At 51.2% G+C, this 22,514-nt stretch carries 22 protein-coding genes; 19 read left to right on the top strand and 3 right to left on the bottom strand.

Annotation, left to right across the window (positions count from 1 at the left end; genetic code table 11):
* The first annotated feature begins 10 nt into the window (after positions 1–10).
* On the top strand, positions 11–2,140 hold the full coding sequence (locus tag HMPREF9469_RS05330) for a hydantoinase/oxoprolinase family protein (RefSeq protein WP_007859934.1): 2,130 nt from the start codon (positions 11–13) through the stop codon (positions 2,138–2,140).
* 351 nt (positions 2,141–2,491) lie between these two features.
* On the opposite strand, the gene HMPREF9469_RS05325 is transcribed toward HMPREF9469_RS05330, so the two are convergent.
* Complete coding sequence (locus HMPREF9469_RS05325) at positions 2,492–3,526, bottom strand: substrate-binding domain-containing protein (RefSeq protein ID WP_007859933.1); 1,035 nt, start codon at positions 3,524–3,526, stop codon at positions 2,492–2,494.
* 210 nt (positions 3,527–3,736) lie between these two features.
* On the opposite strand from HMPREF9469_RS05325, the gene HMPREF9469_RS05320 reads away from it, so the two are divergent.
* The 12 genes from HMPREF9469_RS05320 (at position 3,737) to HMPREF9469_RS05265 (ending at position 17,650) form a co-directional block, all read left to right on the top strand.
* Positions 3,737–4,177 (top strand): tripartite tricarboxylate transporter TctB family protein, encoded by a 441-nt coding sequence (locus HMPREF9469_RS05320; RefSeq protein ID WP_007859932.1) that lies wholly within the window; start codon positions 3,737–3,739, stop codon positions 4,175–4,177.
* A 22-nt stretch (positions 4,178–4,199) separates the two neighbouring features.
* Positions 4,200–5,255 carry a tripartite tricarboxylate transporter substrate binding protein gene (locus HMPREF9469_RS05315; protein ID WP_007859931.1) on the top strand — a complete coding sequence of 352 codons (1,056 nt, stop codon included), beginning with the start codon at positions 4,200–4,202 and terminating at the stop codon, positions 5,253–5,255.
* A gap of 21 nt (positions 5,256–5,276) precedes the next feature.
* Positions 5,277–6,815 carry a tripartite tricarboxylate transporter permease gene (locus HMPREF9469_RS05310; protein WP_007859930.1) on the top strand — a complete coding sequence of 513 codons (1,539 nt, stop codon included), beginning with the start codon at positions 5,277–5,279 and terminating at the stop codon, positions 6,813–6,815.
* Between the two features lie 3 nt (positions 6,816–6,818).
* Complete coding sequence (locus HMPREF9469_RS05305; protein WP_007859929.1) at positions 6,819–8,264, top strand: sulfatase-like hydrolase/transferase; 1,446 nt, start codon at positions 6,819–6,821, stop codon at positions 8,262–8,264.
* Positions 8,265–8,522: 258 nt separating this feature from the next.
* A complete protein-coding gene (locus HMPREF9469_RS05300) occupies positions 8,523–8,756 on the top strand; it encodes an HPr family phosphocarrier protein (RefSeq protein ID WP_007859928.1) in 234 nt (77 codons plus the stop codon).
* Between the two features lie 308 nt (positions 8,757–9,064).
* Positions 9,065–9,817: an SseB family protein gene (locus HMPREF9469_RS05295; RefSeq protein ID WP_007859927.1), complete on the top strand. Its 753-nt coding sequence runs from the start codon at positions 9,065–9,067 to the stop codon at positions 9,815–9,817.
* Positions 9,818–10,008: 191 nt separating this feature from the next.
* Positions 10,009–12,258 carry a bifunctional diguanylate cyclase/phosphodiesterase gene (locus HMPREF9469_RS05290; RefSeq protein WP_040415003.1) on the top strand — a complete coding sequence of 750 codons (2,250 nt, stop codon included), beginning with the start codon at positions 10,009–10,011 and terminating at the stop codon, positions 12,256–12,258.
* Positions 12,259–12,302: 44 nt separating this feature from the next.
* On the top strand, positions 12,303–13,283 hold the full coding sequence (locus HMPREF9469_RS05285) for an AraC family transcriptional regulator (RefSeq protein WP_007859923.1): 981 nt from the start codon (positions 12,303–12,305) through the stop codon (positions 13,281–13,283).
* A gap of 140 nt (positions 13,284–13,423) precedes the next feature.
* Positions 13,424–14,845 carry a rhamnulokinase gene (locus HMPREF9469_RS05280; protein ID WP_007859922.1) on the top strand — a complete coding sequence of 474 codons (1,422 nt, stop codon included), beginning with the start codon at positions 13,424–13,426 and terminating at the stop codon, positions 14,843–14,845.
* A gap of 16 nt (positions 14,846–14,861) precedes the next feature.
* Positions 14,862–16,112 (top strand): L-rhamnose isomerase, encoded by a 1,251-nt coding sequence (locus tag HMPREF9469_RS05275; RefSeq protein WP_007859920.1) that lies wholly within the window; start codon positions 14,862–14,864, stop codon positions 16,110–16,112.
* A gap of 70 nt (positions 16,113–16,182) precedes the next feature.
* Positions 16,183–17,010, top strand: a complete 828-nt coding sequence (gene rhaD, locus HMPREF9469_RS05270) for a rhamnulose-1-phosphate aldolase (RefSeq protein WP_007859918.1) — start codon at positions 16,183–16,185, stop codon at positions 17,008–17,010.
* Between the two features lie 244 nt (positions 17,011–17,254).
* Complete coding sequence (locus tag HMPREF9469_RS05265) at positions 17,255–17,650, top strand: pyridoxamine 5'-phosphate oxidase family protein (RefSeq protein ID WP_007859917.1); 396 nt, start codon at positions 17,255–17,257, stop codon at positions 17,648–17,650.
* A gap of 58 nt (positions 17,651–17,708) precedes the next feature.
* Here HMPREF9469_RS05265 and HMPREF9469_RS05260 read toward each other — a convergent pair whose 3' ends face one another.
* On the bottom strand, positions 17,709–18,032 hold the full coding sequence (locus tag HMPREF9469_RS05260; RefSeq protein WP_007859916.1) for a winged helix-turn-helix transcriptional regulator: 324 nt from the start codon (positions 18,030–18,032) through the stop codon (positions 17,709–17,711).
* 203 nt (positions 18,033–18,235) lie between these two features.
* Here HMPREF9469_RS05260 and HMPREF9469_RS05255 point away from each other — a divergent pair, with 203 nt between their 5' ends.
* The 4 genes from HMPREF9469_RS05255 to HMPREF9469_RS05240 all read left to right on the top strand — a co-directional run bounded on the left by HMPREF9469_RS05255 (position 18,236) and on the right by HMPREF9469_RS05240 (position 21,350).
* A complete protein-coding gene (locus HMPREF9469_RS05255) occupies positions 18,236–19,213 on the top strand; it encodes an SIR2 family NAD-dependent protein deacylase (protein ID WP_007859915.1) in 978 nt (325 codons plus the stop codon).
* On the top strand, positions 19,210–20,007 hold the full coding sequence (locus HMPREF9469_RS05250) for a protein-ADP-ribose hydrolase (RefSeq protein WP_007859914.1): 798 nt from the start codon (positions 19,210–19,212) through the stop codon (positions 20,005–20,007). Before HMPREF9469_RS05255 ends, HMPREF9469_RS05250 begins: the two co-directional genes overlap by 4 nt.
* Before the next feature lie 230 nt (positions 20,008–20,237).
* On the top strand, positions 20,238–20,648 hold the full coding sequence (locus tag HMPREF9469_RS05245; RefSeq protein ID WP_007859913.1) for a MarR family winged helix-turn-helix transcriptional regulator: 411 nt from the start codon (positions 20,238–20,240) through the stop codon (positions 20,646–20,648).
* A gap of 21 nt (positions 20,649–20,669) precedes the next feature.
* Positions 20,670–21,350, top strand: a complete 681-nt coding sequence (locus HMPREF9469_RS05240) for a DUF554 domain-containing protein (RefSeq protein WP_007859912.1) — start codon at positions 20,670–20,672, stop codon at positions 21,348–21,350.
* Positions 21,351–21,356: 6 nt separating this feature from the next.
* On the opposite strand, the gene HMPREF9469_RS05235 is transcribed toward HMPREF9469_RS05240, so the two are convergent.
* Positions 21,357–21,758 carry a metal-dependent transcriptional regulator gene (locus HMPREF9469_RS05235; RefSeq protein ID WP_007859910.1) on the bottom strand — a complete coding sequence of 134 codons (402 nt, stop codon included), beginning with the start codon at positions 21,756–21,758 and terminating at the stop codon, positions 21,357–21,359.
* Between the two features lie 257 nt (positions 21,759–22,015).
* Here HMPREF9469_RS05235 and HMPREF9469_RS05230 point away from each other — a divergent pair, with 257 nt between their 5' ends.
* Both HMPREF9469_RS05230 and HMPREF9469_RS05225 read left to right on the top strand, forming a co-directional pair.
* Complete coding sequence (locus HMPREF9469_RS05230; RefSeq protein ID WP_007859908.1) at positions 22,016–22,225, top strand: FeoA family protein; 210 nt, start codon at positions 22,016–22,018, stop codon at positions 22,223–22,225.
* Positions 22,226–22,264: 39 nt separating this feature from the next.
* Positions 22,265–22,486 (top strand): FeoA family protein, encoded by a 222-nt coding sequence (locus HMPREF9469_RS05225; RefSeq protein ID WP_007859906.1) that lies wholly within the window; start codon positions 22,265–22,267, stop codon positions 22,484–22,486.
* Positions 22,487–22,514: the final 28 nt, after the last annotated feature.

Here is a 22,514-nt window from a genome sequence, read left to right as displayed (position 1 = left end):
TGGTGGAATCATGTACCGGATTGGTATAGATGTAGGGGGAACCTTTACAGATGCAGTGGCCATAGATGACAGAACAGGAGATCTGGTTGGGATCGTAAAGGTTCCCACCACCCATCACCATGAAAAAGGGGTATCGGAAGGAATCAGAAATGCCCTGTGCCGTTTGATGGAGACATGTAAGATCGCCCCGGAACAGGTGGCGTTTATCGCTCACGGCACCACTCAGGCAACCAATGCTCTTTTAGAGGGGGATGTAGATCCGGTTGCAGTCATAGGATGCGGGGAGGGCCTGGGAGCGGCCAGAATCAGGCAGGAGACCACGTTTAAGGAACTCTCCCTTGGTGCCGGAAACAGGATTAAGGTCATCAGTTTTTTCCTCAAGGGATTTGATGAGAATACCTGCCGCAGCATAATGGGGGAAATTGTGGGACTGGGGATTAAAACCGTGGTGGCTGCCTCGGCATACAGCGTGGACGATCCGCAGGTTGAAAACAGCATCCGGAGTTTGGCTGAGGAGGCGGGGCTTTTCTGCACCAGGACCTGCGACATGTCGGGCCTGTACGGGCTGCGGACAAGAACGCAGACCGCAGTTATCAATGCCTGCATACTGCCCAAGATGATGGAAACCGTCAGCTATATGGCAGACAGCGTGGCGCAGACAGGAATCAGTAAACCTTTGATGATTATGCGTTCCGATGGCGGCGTGATGAGTGCGGATGAAGTGCAAAGAAGACCAATCCAGACCATATTGTCGGGGCCGGCGGCTGGTGTGGCAGGAATACTGATGCATGAAAATACATCCGAGGGCATTTTCCTGGAAACAGGAGGAACCAGCACGGACATATCGGTCATCCATAATGGGCAGGTCATCAACAGGTGGGCCTGTATCGGGGAACATAATACTTATATACGTTCCCTGGATATCCACACCATTGGGGTAGCGGGCGGGAGTATGGTGCGCCTGGAAGACGGCCGCCTGGCCTGCGGTCCCAGAAGCGCCCATATTGCCGGGCTGGAATATCTCTGCTTTGCAAAGGGGATACATGTGCATGAGCTGGAACCGTATACATTTTCCCGCGGTAGTGACTGCGCCCAATACTTTGCGGTAAGGGACAGAATTACCGGAACAGAATATGCATTGACCCTGACATGTCTGGCTAATTATGGGGGATATATAGGCCCGAATGACTTTTCCCATGGATCTGCGGACCAGGCAAAAGCAGGAGTGAAGCTGCTGGCGGAGTATGTGCATAAATCCACGGATGAGGTACTGGGGGAAGTGTTTGGATATGCAGCCGACTGTGTCCGCAGTGTGATCGGAACAATGGAGGAAAACAATTCCCTGGGCGGGGTTACCCTGCCCCTGATCGGCGGAGGGGGAGGAAGTCCATCCCTTCTTCCGGCAGTGGCTGGGATCCTGGGGAGGGAATACCGTTACTGCAGGGACCCCATTGCCATTTCACCAATTGGGGTGGGTTTGGCAATGATACGGGAAGTATGTGAACGGACCATCCAGTCCCCAACCATGGAGGAACTGGAGAAATTAAAGGCCGAGGCGGTCCAGGGGGCGATCCGGGCAGGGGCTGTGCGGGATACGGTGCAGGTCATCATGGAATCAGAACCCCAGAGAGGTATTGTCAGGGCGGTTGCCACTGGTTTGGCGGATCACAGAAATAGGAAATCACATACCTTCCCCCTGGAAGAATCCCAGATAGAGGATATCATAAAAAAACAGGAAAAAGACTTCCGGCATGGGGAATCAATGATGGATTCCAACGGGAGCTTTTGGCTGTGCAGGGTGGAACACAGGCAGAAGAATCCGTTTATGGAATTCTTTTGCAGGAAAAAACCATCCGTATATGTACTCGCCTATGATGGAACACTCCGCTTATACAGACAAAGCGGGGTTTATGGAAAAACCACTGCTGGAAGAGCTGTTAAATCCATGGAAAAGCTGCTGGAGGAATACAGCGAGTATGGTGATATGGGAGAAAAGCTGCCTCAGGTGTGGGTGGCGGCAGGTGAACGGCTGATAGATTATTCCATGATACGCCGGCGTGAGGAACTATTGGAACTGCTGGCATTTGAGATGAAGGAATATGGGGATCAGGATACGGTATTTATTGTGCTGGGGATATAGTAAAGTAGTTAGATTTAGGTGCTGCCATGCAAACGGTTGGAAAACCGCAAGCAGGGCAGCACTTTTTTCCTTCACAGAGAGGATTTGTTAATAGACATCAACTCTAAAAAATGTCGATTAAATCCTGGATTTCCAGATGTATTTTTGGGGGATTATGGTACCCTCAGTGGATAAGGGCACACACGCCCCAACCGCCGCCAAAAAAGGAATTTGAAAATAACCGCATAATGCGCAGAATTATCATACTCTTAATTGCAGGATGCCTGCTGGTGGGGATTTCCTGTGCCCGTTTTTATGAACAGGTGCGCAACGACCAGTTCGGCAGGGAGGCCCGGGCAGTTCCTTTTATCCCTACAGGGGAAGGTTATTCTTCAGGATCAGGGAGGTGTTGATCTCGTGCTTTGACGGCACCTCATTCCCCAGCACAATGCTGTCAAAGGCAATGGAAACGCCCTTGTATCCCTGTTCATATCCGTTCTGGTCAATGATGGCATTGAGAATCCCATGCTTTAGGGCATCCTTGGACTCCTCAAAAAGTTCGCTTCCGATGATGGTCACTTTGTTCTGGTATCCGATCTCGTTTACCATGGTGCACACCCGTGCCGTGGTTCTTGCGTTATTGGCGTAAATTCCCATGATATTGTCAATGGTGTGGAGAAACTCGCTGAGTGTTTCAAAAAGCTTTTCAGGGTAATAAACATTTTCATATAATTCAATGATCTCGATCAGCGGGTTGCTCTCCGTCATCTGGTCAAAGAATCCGCGTACCACCTGGGCATGGTTGTTGGTGTCGCGTTTGGTCCCGATGATGACCACGCGGCATGGCTGCCTGAGGACAGAGCCCAGATACTCGGCTGCCAGACGGCCGGAGCGGTAAGGGTTGGCCATGATGCAGGCGGTGCGCTGGCTGAAGGGGGCGTCTGCGGAAATGGTAAAAACCTGGATGCCCTCGTCTGTAAACCGGTTCAGGACCTCCAGGGAATCAGTCTCATTCCAGACCACGGTGAGGAGGCCGGACAGCTCCTGGTGCCGCGTCTCCCAAATATGGTTCAGGACCTGGAGCTGCTGTTCCTGGCCTCCGTCAAAGGTGATGTCCAGGATCTCCACATGGCAGGGAGACAATTCCTTTGCCCTGTCATGGATCCCCTTCCATATATACTGGTAAAAATACCGGTTGTCATTGGTAGGTCCGGGGAATACGGCGGCGATCTTATAGGTCTTATGGACCGAAGGTTCGCTGTAGTAATTCATGGAACGGGCCAGAGCCAGTATCTCTTCCCGCTTTTCAGGGCTGACGCCCTTTTTGTTATGAAGAGCCTTGTGGACCGTAGCGACCGTCACATTTGCAGTTTTGGCAATATCCTGTAAGGTAATTTTTTTCTCCATCACTGTTTCTCCCATTGATTTTCCTGTATTATACCACTTTTTTACAGGAAATACAAGTAACAAGAGAAAAAAAGAAAAAAATAAGAGAAAAATTTTCTCGATTATACGAAAAAAATATAATAAAAGAGAAAAAATTTCTTGATTTTAAGAAAAGAGTGTGCTATTATGACAATATCAAACATAGTAAGGGAGAAAAAAGGAGGCGGGGTTTTGATAAAAGAGAAAAAATTTCTTAAAACCAATTTCTTATCCGGTGTCCTGGCCTGTTGTTTTGGCCTTTGTATGGCCGGGGTGACCGGACTGTCCAGAGGAATCTATCCCATGACGGTATTTGTGCTTTTGATCCTTATCGGGATGGTTCTGCTGGGAAGTGCGGCCAGGGGAGCGCCGGATCAGCCGCTGTCCAGGATATGGTGGAAGGAGATCGTGATGATCCTGTTCCTGTTTATCAATCCGCTTATGGCAGGGACCTTGGGATTTTACTTTTCGGCATTTTTTGTAATTGCCGGCATTTCATGGCTGATCACACCGGTGAAAACAGGGAAGGCGCTGGCAGGGGTTCTGGCGTATTCGCTGTTGGTAACAGTGGCGGCGTTTGCGGTATTTACAGTGGGGTTAAAAATTGTTACACCATCGGGAATTCTGCGTTAGGCAGAGGAAAGGAAGGAAAGTTATGAGGAGAAGTACGGGAAAGAGATTATGGGCAGGAGTCTGCGGGGCATTGCTGGCGGCAGCGGTTTTATCCGGATGTGCAAAGAGTGATTCCGCGCCAAAGGATACAACGGCCCAGGCAGTGACAGGGGAAGCCACACAGGCCGCGGCCAAGACGGAAGATAAGGCCGGGGAACAAGCTGCTGCATCGGCAGCCTATCCTGAAAAAGAGATCCAATGTATTGTAACGGCGGCGGCCGGAGGCGGTACGGATGCCATGGCAAGGGCTGTGTGCACACCCCTTGAGAAGACCCTGGGAAAAGCCATTGTGATCATTAACAATGGAAGCGCCAGCGGTCTGGTGGGCATGGGAGATATCTCACAGGCAGCGGCAGACGGATATACGCTGGGAGTATTTTCCAATACGGATGTGGCCAATTTTGTATATGTGGCCAGTGAATGTGATTTTACCACGGATGATTTTACTTATATTGCAGGACTGAACACAACGGGGGACATCCTTGTTTTGAAAAAGGGTTCCGACATGAAGAACCTGGATGACTTCGTCAGCAAGGCCAAAGAAAAACCCGGAGAGCTGACCATTGCCCTTCCATCCGCGATCCAGAACCTTTCACTGGATCTGATGAATGAGAAAATGGGGATCGTTACCACCGGCGTTGTCTATGAGGGCGGCAACAAGGTCCTGGCAGACCTGTTGGGCGGGCATATTGAAGCGGGGATCCTCAGCGCAAAGTTCATTTCACAGGCACAGGAGCAGGATCTCACCGTACTGGGAATCATGCTGGGTGACCGCCTGGGAACATTTCCTGACATCTCCACCTTCTCAGAGCAGGGATATGACATTGTGAATCCGGCCGTCAGGATGCTGGTGGGGCCAAAGGGCCTTCCGGAGTCTGTTGTAAATGTTCTGGTGGAAAATTTAAAGCAGGGATATGAAGGCGAGATCAAGGAAAGCGTTTCCAATATTGATGAGGAGCCGGCGCTGCTGACCGGAGCGGACCTGGACGCGTTCTTAAAAGAAGATTTTGCCATGAGAGAAGCCATGTTAAAGAAATAAAACAGGAGAGGAGTGTATCATATGGAGCTGATAACACAGGTCCTGGTCAATTTGTTCAGTGTGCAGACACTGGTGGTGTGCTTTCTGGGCACTGCGGCAGGAGTGATCCTGGGTGCGATTCCCGGCATGAATGGGGGGATAGGGATAGCGGTCATGCTGCCGTTCACCTATGCCATGAGGCCGGAACAGGGACTGCTGTTCCTGGGAGGAATCTATCTGGGATCCTCCTACGGCGGCTCCATATCCGGAATCCTGATCAACTGTCCGGGAACGGCGGAGGCATCCTGCACGGCGCTGGAGGGATACCAGATGACCAGGAAGGGTGAAGGAAAGAGGGCGCTGTATTTTTCCGTTATTGCCAGCGGCATCGGCAGCTTTATCGGATTGATCGTACTGTTATTTTTTGCACCTGTATTGTCCAGCATCTCTGTCAGGTTCGGCCCGCCGGAAATGATGCTGCTGGCCATCTGCGGCCTGACCATTGTGGGCAGCCTGACNGGGAAAAATGTTCCAAAGGGGCTGCTGGCAGCGCTTGCCGGGCTGTTCCTGGCCATGATCGGGATCGATGGAAGCACAGGCGCCATGCGGTTCACCTTTGGCTCCAAGGCGCTCAGGGGAGGCATCAACCTGATCCCGGCCATCATCGGCCTGTTTGCCATTGCGGAGATGATCAAACAGGGGATCGGGCTGAACGGAAACGGGGATGATAAGGAGATCCTGCAGCTTCAGAAAGCCAGGTTCATCGATATCTGGAAGGAGACCTGGAGAAACTATACCGGCGTGCTGCTAAAGTCATCGGCTATCGGAACCTTTATCGGGATCCTGCCGGGAACAGGCGGAGCGATCGCTTCCTTCCTGGCCTACGGGGAAGCCAAGGGAAGGGATAAGAAAGGAACCTTCGGGCAGGGGAACCCGGCGGGGATCGTGGCGCCGGAGAGCGCCAACAATGCGGCAGTGGGCGGATCCCTGGTTCCCATGCTCTCCCTGGGAATACCCGGCTCCTCCACCTCGGCCATCATGTTCGGCGCCCTGACCATCCACGGTCTGGTGCCTGGGCAGAGATTGTTTGTGGAGCATGGGGATATTGTATACACGTTTATCCTGGGAATGTTTTTGGCAGCCGTTATTATGATGGTGATCGGGATATTCGGAATCCCTGTGTTTGCATCCATCCTGAAACTGAATATACGGCATATCATCCCCGTGGTTCTGATGTGTTCCCTGATCGGCGCATATAGCGTGAATAATTCCGTGTATGACGTATATGTGGCCATTGGCATGGGAATTTTCGGGGTGGTGCTGGCCAAGCTGGGAATCCCCAATACACCCGTGGTTCTGGGGCTGATCCTGGGAAGTATCATTGAGAGCAACTTTGTGAGGACTTACACCATAGTTTCAGCCCAGGGCAGGAACATTTTCTTGTATGTGCTGGCCAGGCCGCTGTGCATCGGTATCCTGCTGCTGACAGCTTATCTGATCTATGCCAATATAAAAGCCCTTAGAAAAGGAAAAGAAGTGCAGCAGGACTCTAATATTGAACAGGACCTGCAGGAGGAATAGAGCATGAAACCCAATATAATTTATCTGTTGTCAGACCAGCATAACCAGAGCGTTATGGGAGCCGCCGGGGACCCCTGGGCACGCACCCCTAACCTGGACCGTCTTTACGCCAGAGGAACGGCGCTGGATTCCTGCTATTGCGCGGCCCCGCTGTGCGTGCCCAGCAGATCCTCCATCCTCACCGGCCTTTTGCCCACCGGGAACGGGGTCTATAATAATATGCAGTGCCTGCCGTCCGACAAGGCCACCTTTGTAAACTCCATGACCGTGGGGGGATATGAGACGGTTTTGTGCGGAAGAATGCATTTTGTGGGAAATGATCAGCGCCACGGATATGAAAAACGTCTGGTGGGCGATATCACCCCCTGCTTTATCGGAGGGGACAATGAAGCTGAGATTTATGGGGAGTTTAAACGCTCCTCCGGACAGAACCTGACCTCCATTAAAAAGTCAGGGGCAGGCCGCTCGGCAGTACTGGACTATGATGAGGATGTTGCGTCAGAGGCCTGCCGCTTTCTGAAGGAGAGGACCGATGAGCGTCCATTGTTTATGACCGTGGGCTTTTATGGCCCCCACTGTCCCTACATAGCGCCGGAAGAATTATACCAACACTATTATGAATGTCTCCCTGAGATCCATTTTCCTGATCAGGAGGAAAAGGACGCCATGCATCCGGCCATCCGGAAATGGTATGCCAACAGGAATATGGAAAAAGTGACCCCTGAGGATGTGCGCAGGATACGGGCGGCTTACTACGGTATGGTGGAGTATGTGGACGGCCTTATAGGCAGGATCCTGGAAACCGTTGAAAAAACAGCGGGATGGGAGAACACCATTGTAGTATACGGCTCCGACCATGGAGATAATATCGGGGAACACGGTTTGTTCTGGAAAACCAATTTTTATGAAGGCTCATCCCATGTACCCATGGTGTATGTCTGGCCGGGCGTATTTCCGGAAGGAGGCCATGTGGGCGGTTTCACCAGCCTGCTGGATATTGCGCCCACGTTTTTGGAACTGTCGGGATGCCAGCGTCTGCCGGACCAGGACGGCATAAGCCTGGTGTCCAACCTGAAAAAAGGGACGCCTGTGCCTTCTGACAGGGAGGTGGTATCAATGTGCAGCGACATCAAGGGGGATGATCCCAGCGCCATGCTGCTCCTTGGGTCCTATAAGCTGGTAAAGCATGCCGGATACCAGGTAAGCCAGCTGTTTGACCTGGAGAGGGATCCCGGGGAACTGGAGGATCTGGGTGCCAGGCCGGAGTATGGAGAGACCGTAAGGGACCTGGAAAACCGTCTTGGGCATTACTGGAACGGGGAACAGGCATTGGAACGCCTGAAAAAGGACCTGTTTCATTTCCGCATGATGAAACAGTGGTACGACATTGTGAAACCGGATGTAATCGAAGAGTGGAGAGGGGATCCTGAACAGAACTATCTGGTATAGAGCTTGCCTGTGTTTGATTGAACAGTTACGATCTGGTATTAAATGCCCGGGGGAATGATACAGGAAAACATTGGATAAACCTTAAGTAAATCTTACTTATACCTTAAATCGTTAAATTTTACTCAATATCAAAAAATTCTACCATGGAAAAAAGTGGCTGAAACTTTTATACTTATTGCAATATAAATGGTTGGCATAGATTTCCATACCCTTGTCCAATGAGGGCAAAAACCATTATATACAAAGGAGTGTAATAGAATGACAAGTATGTTGGTAAAATTTGAAAAACCTAATCAGGTGGTGGATTTTGTAAATACGATCAGCCGCTATGATTATGACGCAGATATAAAGTACGGCAGCCACATGGTAGACGCCAAGTCCATACTGGGCGTCCTTTATCTGGCAGTGTCCCGCACCGTGGAGCTGGTTCTGCACACGGAGGAGTCAAACTGCAGGGATCTAAAGCAGAGACTTGCCAAATTCGCGGTGTAGGATCAAGCGGATGGGTCCGCAAGCCGGGAACAGGCGGATATAGGCACGGATATAGGCATAAAGGTATAAGGCATTAGGGATATAAGGCAGGATACAGGAACAGCACAAGGTATGGATTTCCCATCAGCGGAAGCCATACCTTTTTGATTCCTGGAAAAAAGTAAAAAAGATTTTATATTATTTAAATAGCATAAGAATGAATGGGGTGGTATAATAACAAGCGATAGTCTGTTTTAAGTACGCTGTGCGGCCCGGTTTTCATATCCTGCCCGGCTGTGCTTGGAAGGAAAGAAGAGGAGAAGAACTACATGAATGATAACAAATCCACAGGAAATCAGGAAGTAATCCAGCGCTTAAAGAGTGCTGAGGCACTCTATGTTTTAATATCCGGCTGCACCAAGGAGCCATATATTGTCTGCGATCCGGAATCGTTTGATGATGAGACCTATATGTTTTTTACGCCAGAGGATGCCCAGGCAAAGGCTGGCGAACTGGCAGGCGGCAACATTGATGTTAAGGTGGCAAAGCTGGAAGACAGGCAGATGCTTATGTTTTACACCAGCCTTTATACCATGGGAGTGAATGCCTTGGCTGTCACGGAGGGTGCAGAGGAAAGGCATATCCAGCTGGCTGATTTTGTAAGACGGGACAGACCGGCCCAGGATCCGGAAGGCAAGATGTGGGTGGAGAACCCGGAACTGCATCTCACCGCCCTCTACTACATGCAGGAACTGAGAAAACAGCCTGCACAGGAGAACAGCCCCCAGTTAAGGGAGTGGCAGGAAGAGATATCCAATTACTTTGCTAAAGGCAGCTTCATTGTTCCCGTACAGAAAGAGGGGAACGGCATACCTGTCATCAAGTTAAACGACCAGGAGGTGTATCAGGCGATCTTTACTGATATTATGGAGTTCCAGAAGTTTAACAGGGAAAACCAGCTGCGTCCCCTTGTCATAACCGCGGACAAGATCCCCCAGATCCTGGTGGCAGAGGCTGTGGGAGTGCTTTTAAACCCCATGGGAGTGCGGATGCCGCTGCAGATCAAGAAACAGGCTGAATAAAGATAAGAAAACAGGCAGACCCCCCTGCCTGTTTTTTGTATTTTCAGGTATTAGGAGCCCTTGGGACGCCCATTTTTCTTGCTATTTGAGTTCAAATATATTATGATTAAACCAATTTAGAAATCAGGACAACACCGGATGGGAGCACTCCCGACCAGGGGGTTCTGAAGAAAAAGGCCGGGGTATATGAGATGAGTACGACAGATGGAAAAACGCACAGGCTAATGGACACGGTCCTTCCCTTACTGCTGTGCCTGTGTTTTATTGCCAGCAGCTTATTGTTCCTGGTGCAGATGATCATAAAGAACCAGGTGGAGAATATTGAGTATCTGTACAATGCATCTGACCAGAAAAAGACTACGATTGTAAAGCAGGTCCAGGGCGATCTTCAGACATTGGAGGGGCTTGGGATTATGCTGGGAGGGATGGACGAGAGTGAGCGTGAACGTCTCCTGCCCATTCTCCGTGATATTAATAATGAAAATGCATTCATACGCATGGGGTTTGCCAGGCTGGATGGAGACGCGTGGTTTGTGGATTTAAACGGTAAGGTCTATGAACGCAATCTGAAGGACATGGAGTTTTTCCAAAAAGCCCTGCAGGGGAAGAATAATATATCGGACGTGTTTTCGGATGACCTTCAGGAGGGACAGTACATCAATTATTACGGCGTGGGGATCAAGACGCCGGCAGGAGAGACCATAGGCGTTCTCTGCGCGGTGCACACAGCCGATGTTTTAAGGAGCATCCTGGACGCTCCGGTACTCAGCGGTCAGGGATTTTCCAATATAATCAGCAGCAGCGGGGATTACATCATGCGCTCCATTCATGCGTTCCCCGGGGATATATTGCCGGAGAACAAGGAGGCGCTGCGAAAGGCCATAGAGGAGGGCGGTACCGGGTCCTTTGAAATGACCGACAAGTATGGAAGAGAACAGGTGTCTGTTATCGTGCCCCTCTTAGAAGGCAGATGGTACCTTCACAGCATGGTGCCCCAGAACGTGCTGCGGGCCAGATATATAGAGACCACCATGGGGATCATGGCCATTATCGTGGTGGCATGCTGCCTGTTTGCCCTGTTTATCAGCAGGCAGAGGAGCATGGCGGCCCGGGCCCAGAAGATGCTCATGGATCTGGCCTACAATGATAGGCTTACAGGCCTGCGCAATTATGACGGATTTAAGGTGGATGCCAGGCAATTCCTTGGAAGGGATGACCTGCCCTCCTGTATTTTGTGGTACGGAGACTTAAAGAAGTTCAAATTCATCAATGATATTCTGGGGTATGAGGAAGGGGATAAGATCCTGAGGATCATATCTGAGTACCTGGTGGACAAGGAGTCAAAGGACTGCATCTCCTGCCGTGTGTCGGCTGATAATTTTGCGGGGATCTGCAGGTGCGAAAGCCAGGAACTTTTTATGGAGCAGGTCTTGTCCCTGAATCAGTACATAAAGGATTCCGGTGTTGAGGGGCAGGATTTTATCGAACTGTCCATCGGCGTTTACCGGCTTGCTCCCGGTGACAGTGAGACATCCATTGACGTGCTGGTGAATTACGCCAACATGGCTCATAAGATTGCAAAGGAGAGGTCCGGAAGCAGCTGCGCGCTGTATGATGACGAGATCAGACAGCAGCAGATCGAGGATTCCTTAATGGAGGCGGAAGCTGAAAAAGCCTTAAGGGCAGGGGAATTCAAGGTCTACATGCAGCCCAAGGTGAACATTCAGAACCACAACCGGATCGCGGGGGCGGAAGCCCTGGTGCGCTGGCTCAGTCCATCCAAGGGCCTGATCCCGCCTGCCAGTTTTATCCCTCTGTTTGAAAAGAGCGACCGGATCGTCCTGCTGGACCGGTACATGTTTGAACAGACATGCGGATGGTTCAGGCGCTACCTGGATGAGGGCGGCAGTCCCATCAGCCTGGCTGTCAATGTGTCAAAGGTGGGGCTGCTCCAGAAGGATTTTATAGAGTATTATGCAAAGACCAAACAGAAGTACCGGCTGCCGGACGGCTATCTGGAGCTGGAGTTTACCGAGGGAGTCCTGTTAAATGATACGGATCTGTTCTCCGACATTGTGAGGAAGCTTCAGTCCAAGGGTTTTATCTGTTCCCTGGATGATTTCGGTTCCGGCTACAGTTCCCTTAACCTGCTGAAAAACCTGCCCATTGACGTGCTGAAGCTGGACATCATGTTCTTTCACAAGAGTGAGGACAGTGAAAAGGAACGGATCGTGGTCTCCAATTTCATACACATGGCCAAGGAGCTGAGGATCAAGACCATTGCAGAGGGTGTGGAGTCTGTGGAAAATGTGGATTTCCTCAGAAGCTGCGGCTGTGACGTGGTCCAGGGATATGCCTTTTTCAAACCCATGCCCCTGGAAGACTTTGAACATTTGGTGAACGAGCTGGGAGACCGGCAGCTGGAACCGGAGAACGTGTGACATGGTTGGAAAAGGTGTGACACGGATAAAAGGGGGAATAGGCAGTGAATCAGGAGATGGTCGAACGCCTGAGTGTGATCACCCGGGAGGAGCAGGACATCCTTAGGGGGAACCGCGAGATAGACAGGACCCTTTATATGGACCGTGGTGATATGGTCATAGACAGCAGGAAGCTGCTTCACGCAGGTAAGATGATAACGATCCGGCCCCATACGCGGTTTGTCCATTTCCCTGCCCATACCCACAACTATGTGGAGGTCATCTACATGTGCCAGGGGCATACCACCCATATAGTGGATGGCAACCGGGTGGAATTAAAGGCCGGGGAGCTGTTGTTTTTAAACCAGCACGCCACCCAGGAAATACTTCCGGCAGGACGGGATGACATAGGGGTGAATTTTATTATCCTGCCTGAGTTTTTTGACACTGCCTTCCGGATGATGGGGGAGGAAGAGAATCTGCTGCGGGAATTTCTGGTGGGCTGTCTCTGTGATGATACCAGGTATGACAGATATCTGCATTTCCAGGTGTCGGATGTACTGCCCATTCAGAACCTGATGGAAAATATGGTGTGGTCCCTGCTCAATGAACAGCCGGGCAAGCGCAGCATCAACCAGGCCACCATGGGCCTTGTGCTCCTCCATCTCATGCACTATACAGGCAGATTGAGGATGAGCCCTGATTCAGGACAATCCCTGGAACAGAAACTGACCTTCCAGGTGCTCCGGTATATTGAAGAGCATTACCGCGAGGGCACCCTGGCGGAGCTGGCCGGCATCATGGGATATGACGTATACTGTTTGAGCCGCATGATCAAGCAGGTCCTGGGGCGCAACTATAAGGAACTGCTCCAGGTAAAGCGCTTAAACCAGGCCGCATTCCTGCTGCAGAATACAGGGATGAACATTGTGGATATCAGCGTGGCTGTGGGGTATGACAATACCAGCTACTTCCACCGCATATTCAAGGGATATTACGGTCAGTCCCCCAGGGAATACCGGTTGAGCCAAACGCTTTCCGATTGAGGGATACACTGCAAATAAGGACGCAAAATCTCCACAAGTTGCGTTCTTATTTTTTTGCCCTTTTTGCGGTATGATTTTTATATGGTTTCCGGGGCAGAGACCGCGGGAGGGCATGCAATATACAAGGAGGGGTGACGGGAATGTGCAATTATTATCTGGCAGTGGATATCGGAGCGTCCAGCGGGCGCCACATCATTGGCTGGGTTCAGGATCATGTGATGAAGATCCGGGAAATATACCGTTTTTCCAATGGGATGGAGTCTGTAAACGGCCGGCTTTGCTGGAATACGGACAGGTTGTTTGAGGAAATCACAGCCGGAATGAGGGAGTGCAAAAAGCAGGGGATCATTCCCCGCACCATGGGCATCGACACCTGGGCCGTGGACTATGTGCTTTTGGACAAACAGGGACGCAGGCTGGGAGAAAGCGTGGGGTATAGGGACGGACGCACCAAGGGGATGGACACCAGGGTGTACGGGATTATTTCTCCGGAAGACCTGTATGCCCGTACCGGCATCCAAAGGCAGACATTCAACACAATTTACCAGCTGATGGCCGACCGGTGCCAACAGGGGAAGCGGCTGGAACAGGCGGACGGTCTGCTGATGATCCCGGATTATTTTCACTATCTGCTCACCGGAAAGAAGCGGCAGGAGTATACCAATGCCACAACCACCCAGTTGGTGGATGCCCGTACCGGAACATGGGATGAGGAGCTGATCGGGATGCTGGGATATCCGAAGCATTTGTTTGGCGCCCTCTCCATGCCGGGAACCGTGGTGGGCAGCCTCAGGGGGGAGATACGCCGGCAGGTGGGATTTGACTGCAAGGTGGTGCTTCCGGCAACCCACGATACCGCCTCCGCCGTGATGGCTGTGCCGTCCAATCAGGAACATGTGCTCTATATCAGTTCCGGGACATGGTCCTTGATGGGCACTGAGCGGCCATATGCCGACTGCAGGCCAGAAAGCCGCGGGGCCAATTTCACAAATGAGGGCGGATATGAACACAGATACCGTTACCTGAAAAATATCATGGGCCTTTGGATGATCCAGTCCGTGAAAAAGGAGTGGGAAGCGGAGGGGGAGTGTTATTCCTTTGGGGAAATATGCGAACGAGCGTCCAGGGAAAGGATTGCCTCCATTGTGGACTGCAATGACAGCTGTTTCCTGGCGCCGGACAGCATGTGCAGGGCTGTGGCGGACTTCTGCAATGCCGGCGGACAGCAGGTCCCAAGGACCAGGTGGGAGATGGCTGCCGTGATCTATAACAGCCTGGCAGCCTGCTATGGGGCGTGTGTAAAGGAACTGGAGCAGCTGACAGGGATTTCCTATGACAGGATCCATATTGTGGGGGGCGGGGCCAATGCCGATTATCTCAACCGCCTGACGGCAAATGCAACCGGCAGGACCGTGTACGCAGGACCCGCGGAGGCCACGGCCATCGGCAACCTGGCGGCGCAGATGATAAAGGGCGGTGAATACGCAAGCCTTGCGGACGCAAGGGAGAGTATTTTCAGGTCCTTTGAAATAAAGACATATCACAGCAAAAACAACCATTGAAAGGGGTAAAGTCAGGATGAATGCAAAGGAAAGATATGAATCAGCAAGAGAAATATATGGAGCCATTGGCGTGGATACCGAGGCGGCCATGGAGCAGTTAAGGAACATTCCCATCTCAATGCATTGCTGGCAGGGCGATGACGTTATGGGATTTGAGGGCGCGAAGGCCCTGTCGGGGGGGATCCAGGCAACCGGCAATTATCCGGGCCGTGCAAGAGATCCCCGGGAACTTATGAGCGACATCAAAAAGGCGTTGAGCCTGATCCCGGGAAAGCACAGGCTGAATCTTCATGCAAGCTATGCCATATTTGAAGAGGGAGAGAAGGTGGACAGGGACCGGCTGGAGCCCAAGCATTTTGCCAAATGGGTGGAATTTGCCAAGGAAATGGGACTGGGGCTGGATTTTAACCCCACCATGTTCTCCCATCCCAAGGCGGAGAATGCAACCTTATCCAGCGAGGATCCCAAAATCCGGAAATTCTGGATCGACCACTGCAGGGCCTGCATCCGCATCGGCCAGTATTTTGCGGAGGAGCTGGGCACTCCCTGTTCCCTTAACATATGGATACCCGATGGATTTAAGGATATTCCGGCTGACCGCACCTCGCCCAGGGCAAGGCTTAAGGATTCCCTGGACCGGATCCTGGATATGGATTACCGTAAGGAAAAGGTCCTGGTGGCCGTGGAGTCAAAGGTATTCGGCATTGGAATGGAGAGCTGTACGGTGGGCTCCCATGAGTTTTACATGAACTATGCTGCCTCCAGGGGAATCATGTGTCTTCTGGACAGCGGACATTTTCACCCCACAGAGGTGATCTCTGACAAGATATCTTCCATGCTCCTGTTCTCACCCCAGGTGGCGCTTCACGTAAGCCGCCCGGTGCGCTGGGACAGCGACCACGTGGTGCTGTTTGATGATGAGACAAGGGAAATCGCCAAGGAGATCGTGCGCAATGATCCAAAAAGGGTACTGCTGGCCCTGGATTTCTTTGACGCCAGCATCAACCGAATTGCCGCCTGGGTGGTGGGCATGAGAAACATGCAGAAAGCCTTGTTATATGCCCTTCTGATGCCCGGAAAGTCCCTTGCGGCACTCCAGGAAGAGCGCAGGTTTACGGAGCTGATGATGCTCCAGGAGGAACTTAAAACATATCCATTTGGCGATGTGTGGGATCATTTCTGCGAAGAGAACCAGGTTCCGGTAAAGGAGCAGTGGTTTGAGGATGTAAAGGCCTATGAGCAGGAAGTGCTGTCAAGGCGGAGCTGACAGGGTGTTGTGGAACTGGCAGGGATTTATATACATAGTTACGAAAAAATAAAAAGTGAGGAACATGGAAATGAACGTATTAGATGCATCTTTTGTACAGGGATTTATCCGTATGTGTGACGATGGCTTTAAGCAGAACTGGCACGAGCGAAACGGCGGGAATTTAAGCTACCGCATCACCCCCGGGGAAGTTGAGGAGATCAGGGAATGCCTGAGCGCAGCGCAGCCGTGGCAGCCCATAGGGACCAGCGTGCCCGGGCTGGCCGGCGAATATTTTATGGTGTCGGGAAGCGGAAAATATATGCGCAATATGATCCTTGAACCTGAGGCAAATGCCTGTATCATAGAGCTGGATGGGACCGGGGAAAATTACCGCATCTGCTGGGGGCTGGTAAAGGGCGGCAGGCCCACCAGTGAACTGCCGTCCCATCTCATGAACCATGAGGTAAAAAAGCAGGCCACGGGCGGAAAGCACAGGGTGATCTACCATGCCCATCCCGCCAATGTGATCGCCCTTACCTTTGTGCTTCCTTTAAAGGACGAGGTGTTTACAAGGGAGCTGTGGGAGATGGCCACCGAGTGCCCGGTTGTTTTTCCTGACGGTATCGGGGTTGTGGAGTGGATGGTTCCCGGCGGAAGGGACATTGCAGTGTCGACCAGCGAGCTGATGAAGCAGTATGACGTGGCGATCTGGGCTCATCACGGCATGTTCTGCTCCGGAGAGGATTTTGACCTGACCTTTGGGCTTATGCACACGGTGGAGAAGTCCGCGCAGATCCTGGTAAAAATGCTGTCCATGCGCCCTGATAAGCTTCAGACCATTACGGCTCAGAATTTCCGGGATCTGGCCAGGGATTTTAAGGTGACCCTTCCCGAAAAATTTTTATATGAGAAATAGGAGGATCGGTATGGCGGGGAAAAGGGCGGTTTGAAACAGTATCATAAAGATAGTTACATACGTTTAGGTGCCTATCTTCCCGCCGGGTGCCTATCCCTCCGCCGGGTGCCTATCCCTCCGCCGGGGGCCTATCCCACTTTAAAGTGCGTACTTACCGGATGAATACTGATTAAGCTATAATCATGAATGTAACCAGTACAGATATACTCTGTAACGAATGCTTAGAAGAAAAGGAGACATTTTCATGAAAAAAGTAGTGGAATTTTTACAGGCTAATCCGGTACAGTACCTGGCAACCGTGGGCAGGGACCACAAGGCCAAATGCCGCCCCTTTATGTTTTGCTTTGAAAAGGATGGGAAGCTGTGGTTCTGCACCAATAACCGGAAGGATGTCTATAAGGACATGCAGGCGAATCCGGAGATTGAGGTGAGTGTTTCTGATCCCGGTTATGCATGGATCCGCCTTCATGGCCGGGTGGTGTTTGAGAACAATATGGAGGTGAAGGAAGGGTGTATGGCCAATCCCATTGTAAAGGGCCAGTATAACAGGGCCGACAACCCGATCTTTGAGGTGTTTTATCTGGATGAGCCCCATGGGGTTATTGCCGACTTTTCCGGCAATCCGCCCTATGAATTCTGATGCAGGTCTGCATGGTGAACATAGATCCTTGTTTTGAGATTGCTCCCGGGTCCTGCAGCTAAATCCTGCTTTTGTACTCGCTGCCCCAGGCGAACATGGAATCCAATATAGGTTTCAGGCTGTATCCTGTTTCTGTGAGCGTGTACTCCACTTTGGGAGGCACTTCGGGATAAACGGTCCGTGTCAAGAGCCCATCCTGTTCCATGGCGCGCAGATGGCTTGTGAGGACCTTTTGTGTGATGCCGCCCACGGAGCGCATCAGTTCATTGAACCGTTTGGTCCCGGTGAGCAGGTCCCGCAGGATCAGGACTTTCCATTTGTCGCCAATGAGCTGCAGGGTCATTTCCACAGGACAATCAGGTATGTTTTTTGTATGTTCCATAAGGGTACCTCCAGGTATATTTTAGATGATACAGTCATATTTGGCTGTATCATATTTATCAGCTGTACAGCCATGCCGGACCGCCTGGGCTTATTATAAACCGCGGCCGTTATTTTTTCAATATGGGCCAGGAAATTTCTGCAGGCAGCCGGAAGGTCTTGGTAAGGTTTCATGGGAGAGACAGCTTGGAAAGAGGGATGAAAATGGATTGGCTTAGGTTTTTAAGCGGCACTTCTGCCGGAGATTACGTGTACCAGGATCTGCCCTATGATCAACTGATCCAAAGGGCGGCATCCATGATCAGCAAGGCGGATGCCGTGTTGGTCGGGGCAGGAGCCGGTCTGTCGGCCGCAGCGGGACTGACCTACACGGGCCGGCGGTTTAAGGAAAATTTCAGTGAGTTTATCGGGAGATACGGGCCTGCTGCCATGAGGGATATGTATGCGGCTGGCTTTTATCCCTTTCCCACGGAGGAGGAGCGGTGGGGCTACTGGTCCAAACACGTCTGGGTGAACAGGATTGAACCGGGGGCTTTGCCTCTGTACAGGAAACTGTGTGATATGGTGACCACACGGAAGCATTTTGTGTTGACCACCAATGTGGACCACCAATTCTGGAAAGCAGGCTTTGAAGATAAAAATATATTCGCCACCCAGGGGGATTATGGGAAGATCCAGTGTGCCGGGGCATGCCATGACGTGACCTATGATGCCACGGATCTGTTTGCGCGCATGAATGAGGCCCGCAAAGGCTGCGTTATCCCCTCTTGCATGGTTCCCGTGTGCCCTGTGTGCGGCGGTCCCATGGCCATGAATTTACGGTGCGACCAATATTTTGTGGAGGATGACCATTGGCATCAGGCAGCAAAACGTTACAGCGCGTTCCTGGAGCAGGCGGCTTTGAAGGAGACGGTGGTACTGGAGCTGGGTGTCGGCTTTAACACCCCGGCCATCATACGGTTCCCCTTTGAAAAAATGGTGCGGCAGAATGGGCGGTGGTCCTTTATACGCCTGAATACGGATGGGGCCGCGGTTCCTGCAGATGTGGAAAAACGGGCCGCCGGTATCAATGGCGACATGACTGAAAGTTTGGAGGGCATATGCAGGGCCCTTGAAGGTAAAACTTTGGAAGGCAGGGCTTCAGATAACGGAACGGACAGGGAGAGGAGGCATGACACATGACGCCGGAAGAACAGCGGATCTATCTGATCCGGACATTGGCAGGGGAGATGCCTCAATACAGGAAGGTTGAGATCCCTGAGGATGAGGCGGGGCAAAAACAACTGATCCGGGCACTGATGAACGTGCGTCCGCCCCTTCCGCCGGGCCGTGAGTTCTTAGAGATCCAGGATACATATCTGCGGGACGAGATAATGAAACGCGGAATTGTGGATGCCTCCTCCCTGGCCCCGGTAAAGGAGGGGAGCCGCATCTTTCTTTGGCAGGGGGATATAACCAGGCTGAGGGCGGATGCCATTGTAAATGCAGCCAACAGCGCGCTTTTGGGATGCTTTCATCCGCTGCACTCATGCATTGATAATGCGATCCATTCATTTTCCGGGATCCAGCTGCGCCTTGCGTGCAATGAGATCATGAGAGCCCAGGGGCATGAGGAACCCACCGGCACCGCGAAGATCACTCCCGGATATAATCTGCCCAGCCGGTATGTGCTGCACACGGTGGGGCCGGTTATTTCCGGCCCCCTGCGGGAGAAGGACTGTTGTCTCCTGGCGGATTGTTACCGGTCCTGCCTGGAGCTGGCGGTAAAAAGCGGGATCAGGTCCATTGCCTTTTGCTGCATTTCCACCGGAGTATTTCAATTTCCGCGTGAACGGGCGGCTGAGACGGCCATAGAAACAGTGGCCGGTTTTCTGGAAGGGGATAAGTCCTTAAAACAGGTGATATTTAATGTGTTTGCAGATTTGGACCTGGCTGTTTACAGACGGCTTTTGGAACTGTCCGGAAGGGCCGTATAGAACAAGACGATATAAAATCCAGAGAATATAAAAATCGGAAAAACGTTTCCGGCCCCCATTGATCAGGAGCCGGGGACGTTTTTTTGATTCATGGATCCCGGCATGCACGATCCGGGCATAGATCCGGGAATAAAACCAAAAATCAGGATTGACAGAGCGGACCGTCACCATTATAATAGTTAGATATCTAATAATTAGAATACTAATATATATAAAAGGGGGAGGTGCACATGACATTTCACTATCTGCTGATGGCAAGCCATGCGATCTACAACAAAAAACTGATGGAAATGCTTAGTGATACCGGACTTACCGCTGGCCAGCCCAAGGTTCTTGATTATCTGGGGGACTATGACGGGGCCAGTCAGAAGGAGATTGCGGCCCACTGTTATATTGAGGCCGCAACTCTTACCTCGGTGCTGAACGGTATGGAGACAAAGGGGCTGATCCAGCGCAGGCGGATGAACGGGAACAGACGTACCTTCCATATTTTCCTCACGGACAAGGGATGGGAACAGCAAAAACGGGTCCAGGAGGCTTTCCTGAAAATTGAAGCCGAAACCTTTGAACAGATGGAGCGGGAGGAATGGGAGAAATTTATCCATCAGTTTGCCAGGATACACGAACATTTTGAAAAATAGACGAAAAGAGGAGAAGATATCATGCCGTACGGAGTTATCATCAATTGCATTGCAGTGTTTATAGGAGGGCTGCTGGGAGCTGTTTTAAAAGATTATTTCCCGGACAAATTAAAAGAGGCCCTTCCGGGGATCTTTGGCCTCTCTGCCATTACCATGGGTGTCACATTGATCATCAAGCTGGAAAGCCTTTCCGCAGTCATCCTTGCCGTGATCCTGGGAACTGTGATCGGGGAACTGATGAACCTGGAGACAAGTCTGATGCGGGGGCTTCACAGCCTGGAATCCAGGCTCCCCCTGAGCCTGGACGACAAACAGCTGGACGTGCTGATCAGTATGATCATCCTGTTCTGCTTTAGCGGCACCGGTATTTTCGGGGCCATGAACTCCGCAATGACCGGCGACCATTCCATTCTGATCGCCAAAGCCATTATGGATTTTTTTACTGCTGTGATATTCGGCACCACGGCAGGGTATCTGGTTGGGTTTGTGGCAATTCCCCAGTTTGTGGTCGGGGTCCTGCTGTTTGGGTGCGCCGGATGCGTACTCCCCTACATAACAGGGACCATGCTTGCCAACTTCAAGGCCTGCGGCGGCATCATAACCCTGGCGGTGGGACTTAAGATCGCGGATATTAAGAAATCCAGGGTGTTAAACATACTGCCGGCCATTGTGCTGGTGTTCCCTTTTTCCACGTTCCTCTAAGGAATTTTAAACATGCTCCGGGTCTTCCATGTCAGGCAGCTCATGTCCCTCCGTGATATGGGCTTTGATGGCTTTAAAACTTTTGGCGCTGACCACATGCTCGATTCGGCAGGCATCCTCCACGGCTGTCTGTTCATCCACCCCGAGATAGATCAGCCACTGGGACAGCATGGCGTGGCGTTCGTACATGGTCTCGGCAATCTCCCTCCCCGGTCCGGTGAGGGAGATATGCCCTTCGGAATTGATCTCAATGTATCCGTTCTCCCGAAGGTTTTTCATGGCAACGCTGACGCTTGGCTTGGAAAAGGACAGCTCGTTTGCAATGTCGATGGAGCGGACATAAGGGTTGCGGTGGCCTAACATCAGAATGGTTTCCAGATAATTCTCAGCAGATTCCTGTATTTTCATATAAATCAATCCTTTCAAAACGGTGATATGTTTCCCCCTGCGATCCTGTGTTTTTTGTGCACTGAGGTATGGTTTGATTTTAGCATATTTCAATATTCTGTGCAAAGATTGAATTTCTCATCAAGGTTTTTGAAAAAAATTATTGACATTTGAGTTAATTGGTGCTAACTTAGACTTGCAGTTAGGATACCATAACTTTCCAGGACTGCATCTGTACCTATTACTGTGATCACATCAAAAAGAAGAGGAGTGATTGTATGCCTTTAACAATGGCAAAAGAGGGTGAAGTAGCATCCATTAAGCGTGTAGGCGGTAAAGATGAAGTGCGCCGGCACCTGGAGAATATGGGATTTGTACCTGGAACGGATGTAACGGTCGTGTCCATTAACAATGGCAATGTGATTGTTAATGTAAAGGACGCCCGCGTTGCGATCAGCAGGGAAATGGCCAACAAGATCATGATCTAACTGGGAATCAGGGCATGAGGAAGAAAGGAGCGTTTGATTATGCACACATTAAAAGAGGTTAAATGCGGAGATACGGTTTCAGTGGTAAAGCTTCACGGTGAGGGAGCGGTAAAGCGCCGTATCATGGATATGGGAATCACAAAGGGGACTGAAGTATATGTCCGCAAGGTTGCTCCCCTGGGAGATCCGGTGGAAGTCAATGTAAGAGGTTATGAGCTGTCTCTGAGAAAAGCGGATGCAGAGATGATCGAAGTGCAGTAGGGGCTGCTTTTTTTTAGATAATGAGTTA

It is taken from the genome of [Clostridium] citroniae WAL-17108 (assembly GCF_000233455.1).
Lineage (GTDB): Bacteria > Bacillota > Clostridia > Lachnospirales > Lachnospiraceae > Enterocloster > Enterocloster citroniae.
Note: the sequence above shows the minus strand (reverse complement) of the source record. Positions and strands in the feature narration are given on the sequence as shown.

What these genes read in the sequence shown, in the direction of transcription:
- HMPREF9469_RS05305 (WP_007859929.1), top strand. Translation starts at nt 6,819, where the DNA reads ATGAAACCCAATATAATTTATCTGTTGTCAGACCAGCATAACCAGAGC.
- HMPREF9469_RS05280 (WP_007859922.1), top strand. Translation starts at nt 13,424, where the DNA reads ATGTGCAATTATTATCTGGCAGTGGATATCGGAGCGTCCAGCGGGCGC.
- HMPREF9469_RS05250 (WP_007859914.1), top strand. Translation starts at nt 19,210, where the DNA reads ATGACGCCGGAAGAACAGCGGATCTATCTGATCCGGACATTGGCAGGG.
- HMPREF9469_RS05255 (WP_007859915.1), top strand. Translation starts at nt 18,236, where the DNA reads ATGGATTGGCTTAGGTTTTTAAGCGGCACTTCTGCCGGAGATTACGTG.
- HMPREF9469_RS05240 (WP_007859912.1), top strand. Translation starts at nt 20,670, where the DNA reads ATGCCGTACGGAGTTATCATCAATTGCATTGCAGTGTTTATAGGAGGG.
- HMPREF9469_RS05260 (WP_007859916.1), bottom strand. Translation starts at nt 18,032, where the DNA reads ATGGAACATACAAAAAACATACCTGATTGTCCTGTGGAAATGACCCTG.
- HMPREF9469_RS05230 (WP_007859908.1), top strand. Translation starts at nt 22,016, where the DNA reads ATGCCTTTAACAATGGCAAAAGAGGGTGAAGTAGCATCCATTAAGCGT.
- HMPREF9469_RS05225 (WP_007859906.1), top strand. Translation starts at nt 22,265, where the DNA reads ATGCACACATTAAAAGAGGTTAAATGCGGAGATACGGTTTCAGTGGTA.
- HMPREF9469_RS05330 (WP_007859934.1), top strand. Translation starts at nt 11, where the DNA reads ATGTACCGGATTGGTATAGATGTAGGGGGAACCTTTACAGATGCAGTG.
- HMPREF9469_RS05235 (WP_007859910.1), bottom strand. Translation starts at nt 21,758, where the DNA reads ATGAAAATACAGGAATCTGCTGAGAATTATCTGGAAACCATTCTGATG.
- HMPREF9469_RS05275 (WP_007859920.1), top strand. Translation starts at nt 14,862, where the DNA reads ATGAATGCAAAGGAAAGATATGAATCAGCAAGAGAAATATATGGAGCC.
- HMPREF9469_RS05245 (WP_007859913.1), top strand. Translation starts at nt 20,238, where the DNA reads ATGACATTTCACTATCTGCTGATGGCAAGCCATGCGATCTACAACAAA.
- HMPREF9469_RS05265 (WP_007859917.1), top strand. Translation starts at nt 17,255, where the DNA reads ATGAAAAAAGTAGTGGAATTTTTACAGGCTAATCCGGTACAGTACCTG.
- rhaD (WP_007859918.1), top strand. Translation starts at nt 16,183, where the DNA reads ATGAACGTATTAGATGCATCTTTTGTACAGGGATTTATCCGTATGTGT.
- HMPREF9469_RS05295 (WP_007859927.1), top strand. Translation starts at nt 9,065, where the DNA reads ATGAATGATAACAAATCCACAGGAAATCAGGAAGTAATCCAGCGCTTA.
- HMPREF9469_RS05325 (WP_007859933.1), bottom strand. Translation starts at nt 3,526, where the DNA reads ATGGAGAAAAAAATTACCTTACAGGATATTGCCAAAACTGCAAATGTG.
- HMPREF9469_RS05300 (WP_007859928.1), top strand. Translation starts at nt 8,523, where the DNA reads ATGACAAGTATGTTGGTAAAATTTGAAAAACCTAATCAGGTGGTGGAT.
- HMPREF9469_RS05290 (WP_040415003.1), top strand. Translation starts at nt 10,009, where the DNA reads ATGAGTACGACAGATGGAAAAACGCACAGGCTAATGGACACGGTCCTT.
- HMPREF9469_RS05315 (WP_007859931.1), top strand. Translation starts at nt 4,200, where the DNA reads ATGAGGAGAAGTACGGGAAAGAGATTATGGGCAGGAGTCTGCGGGGCA.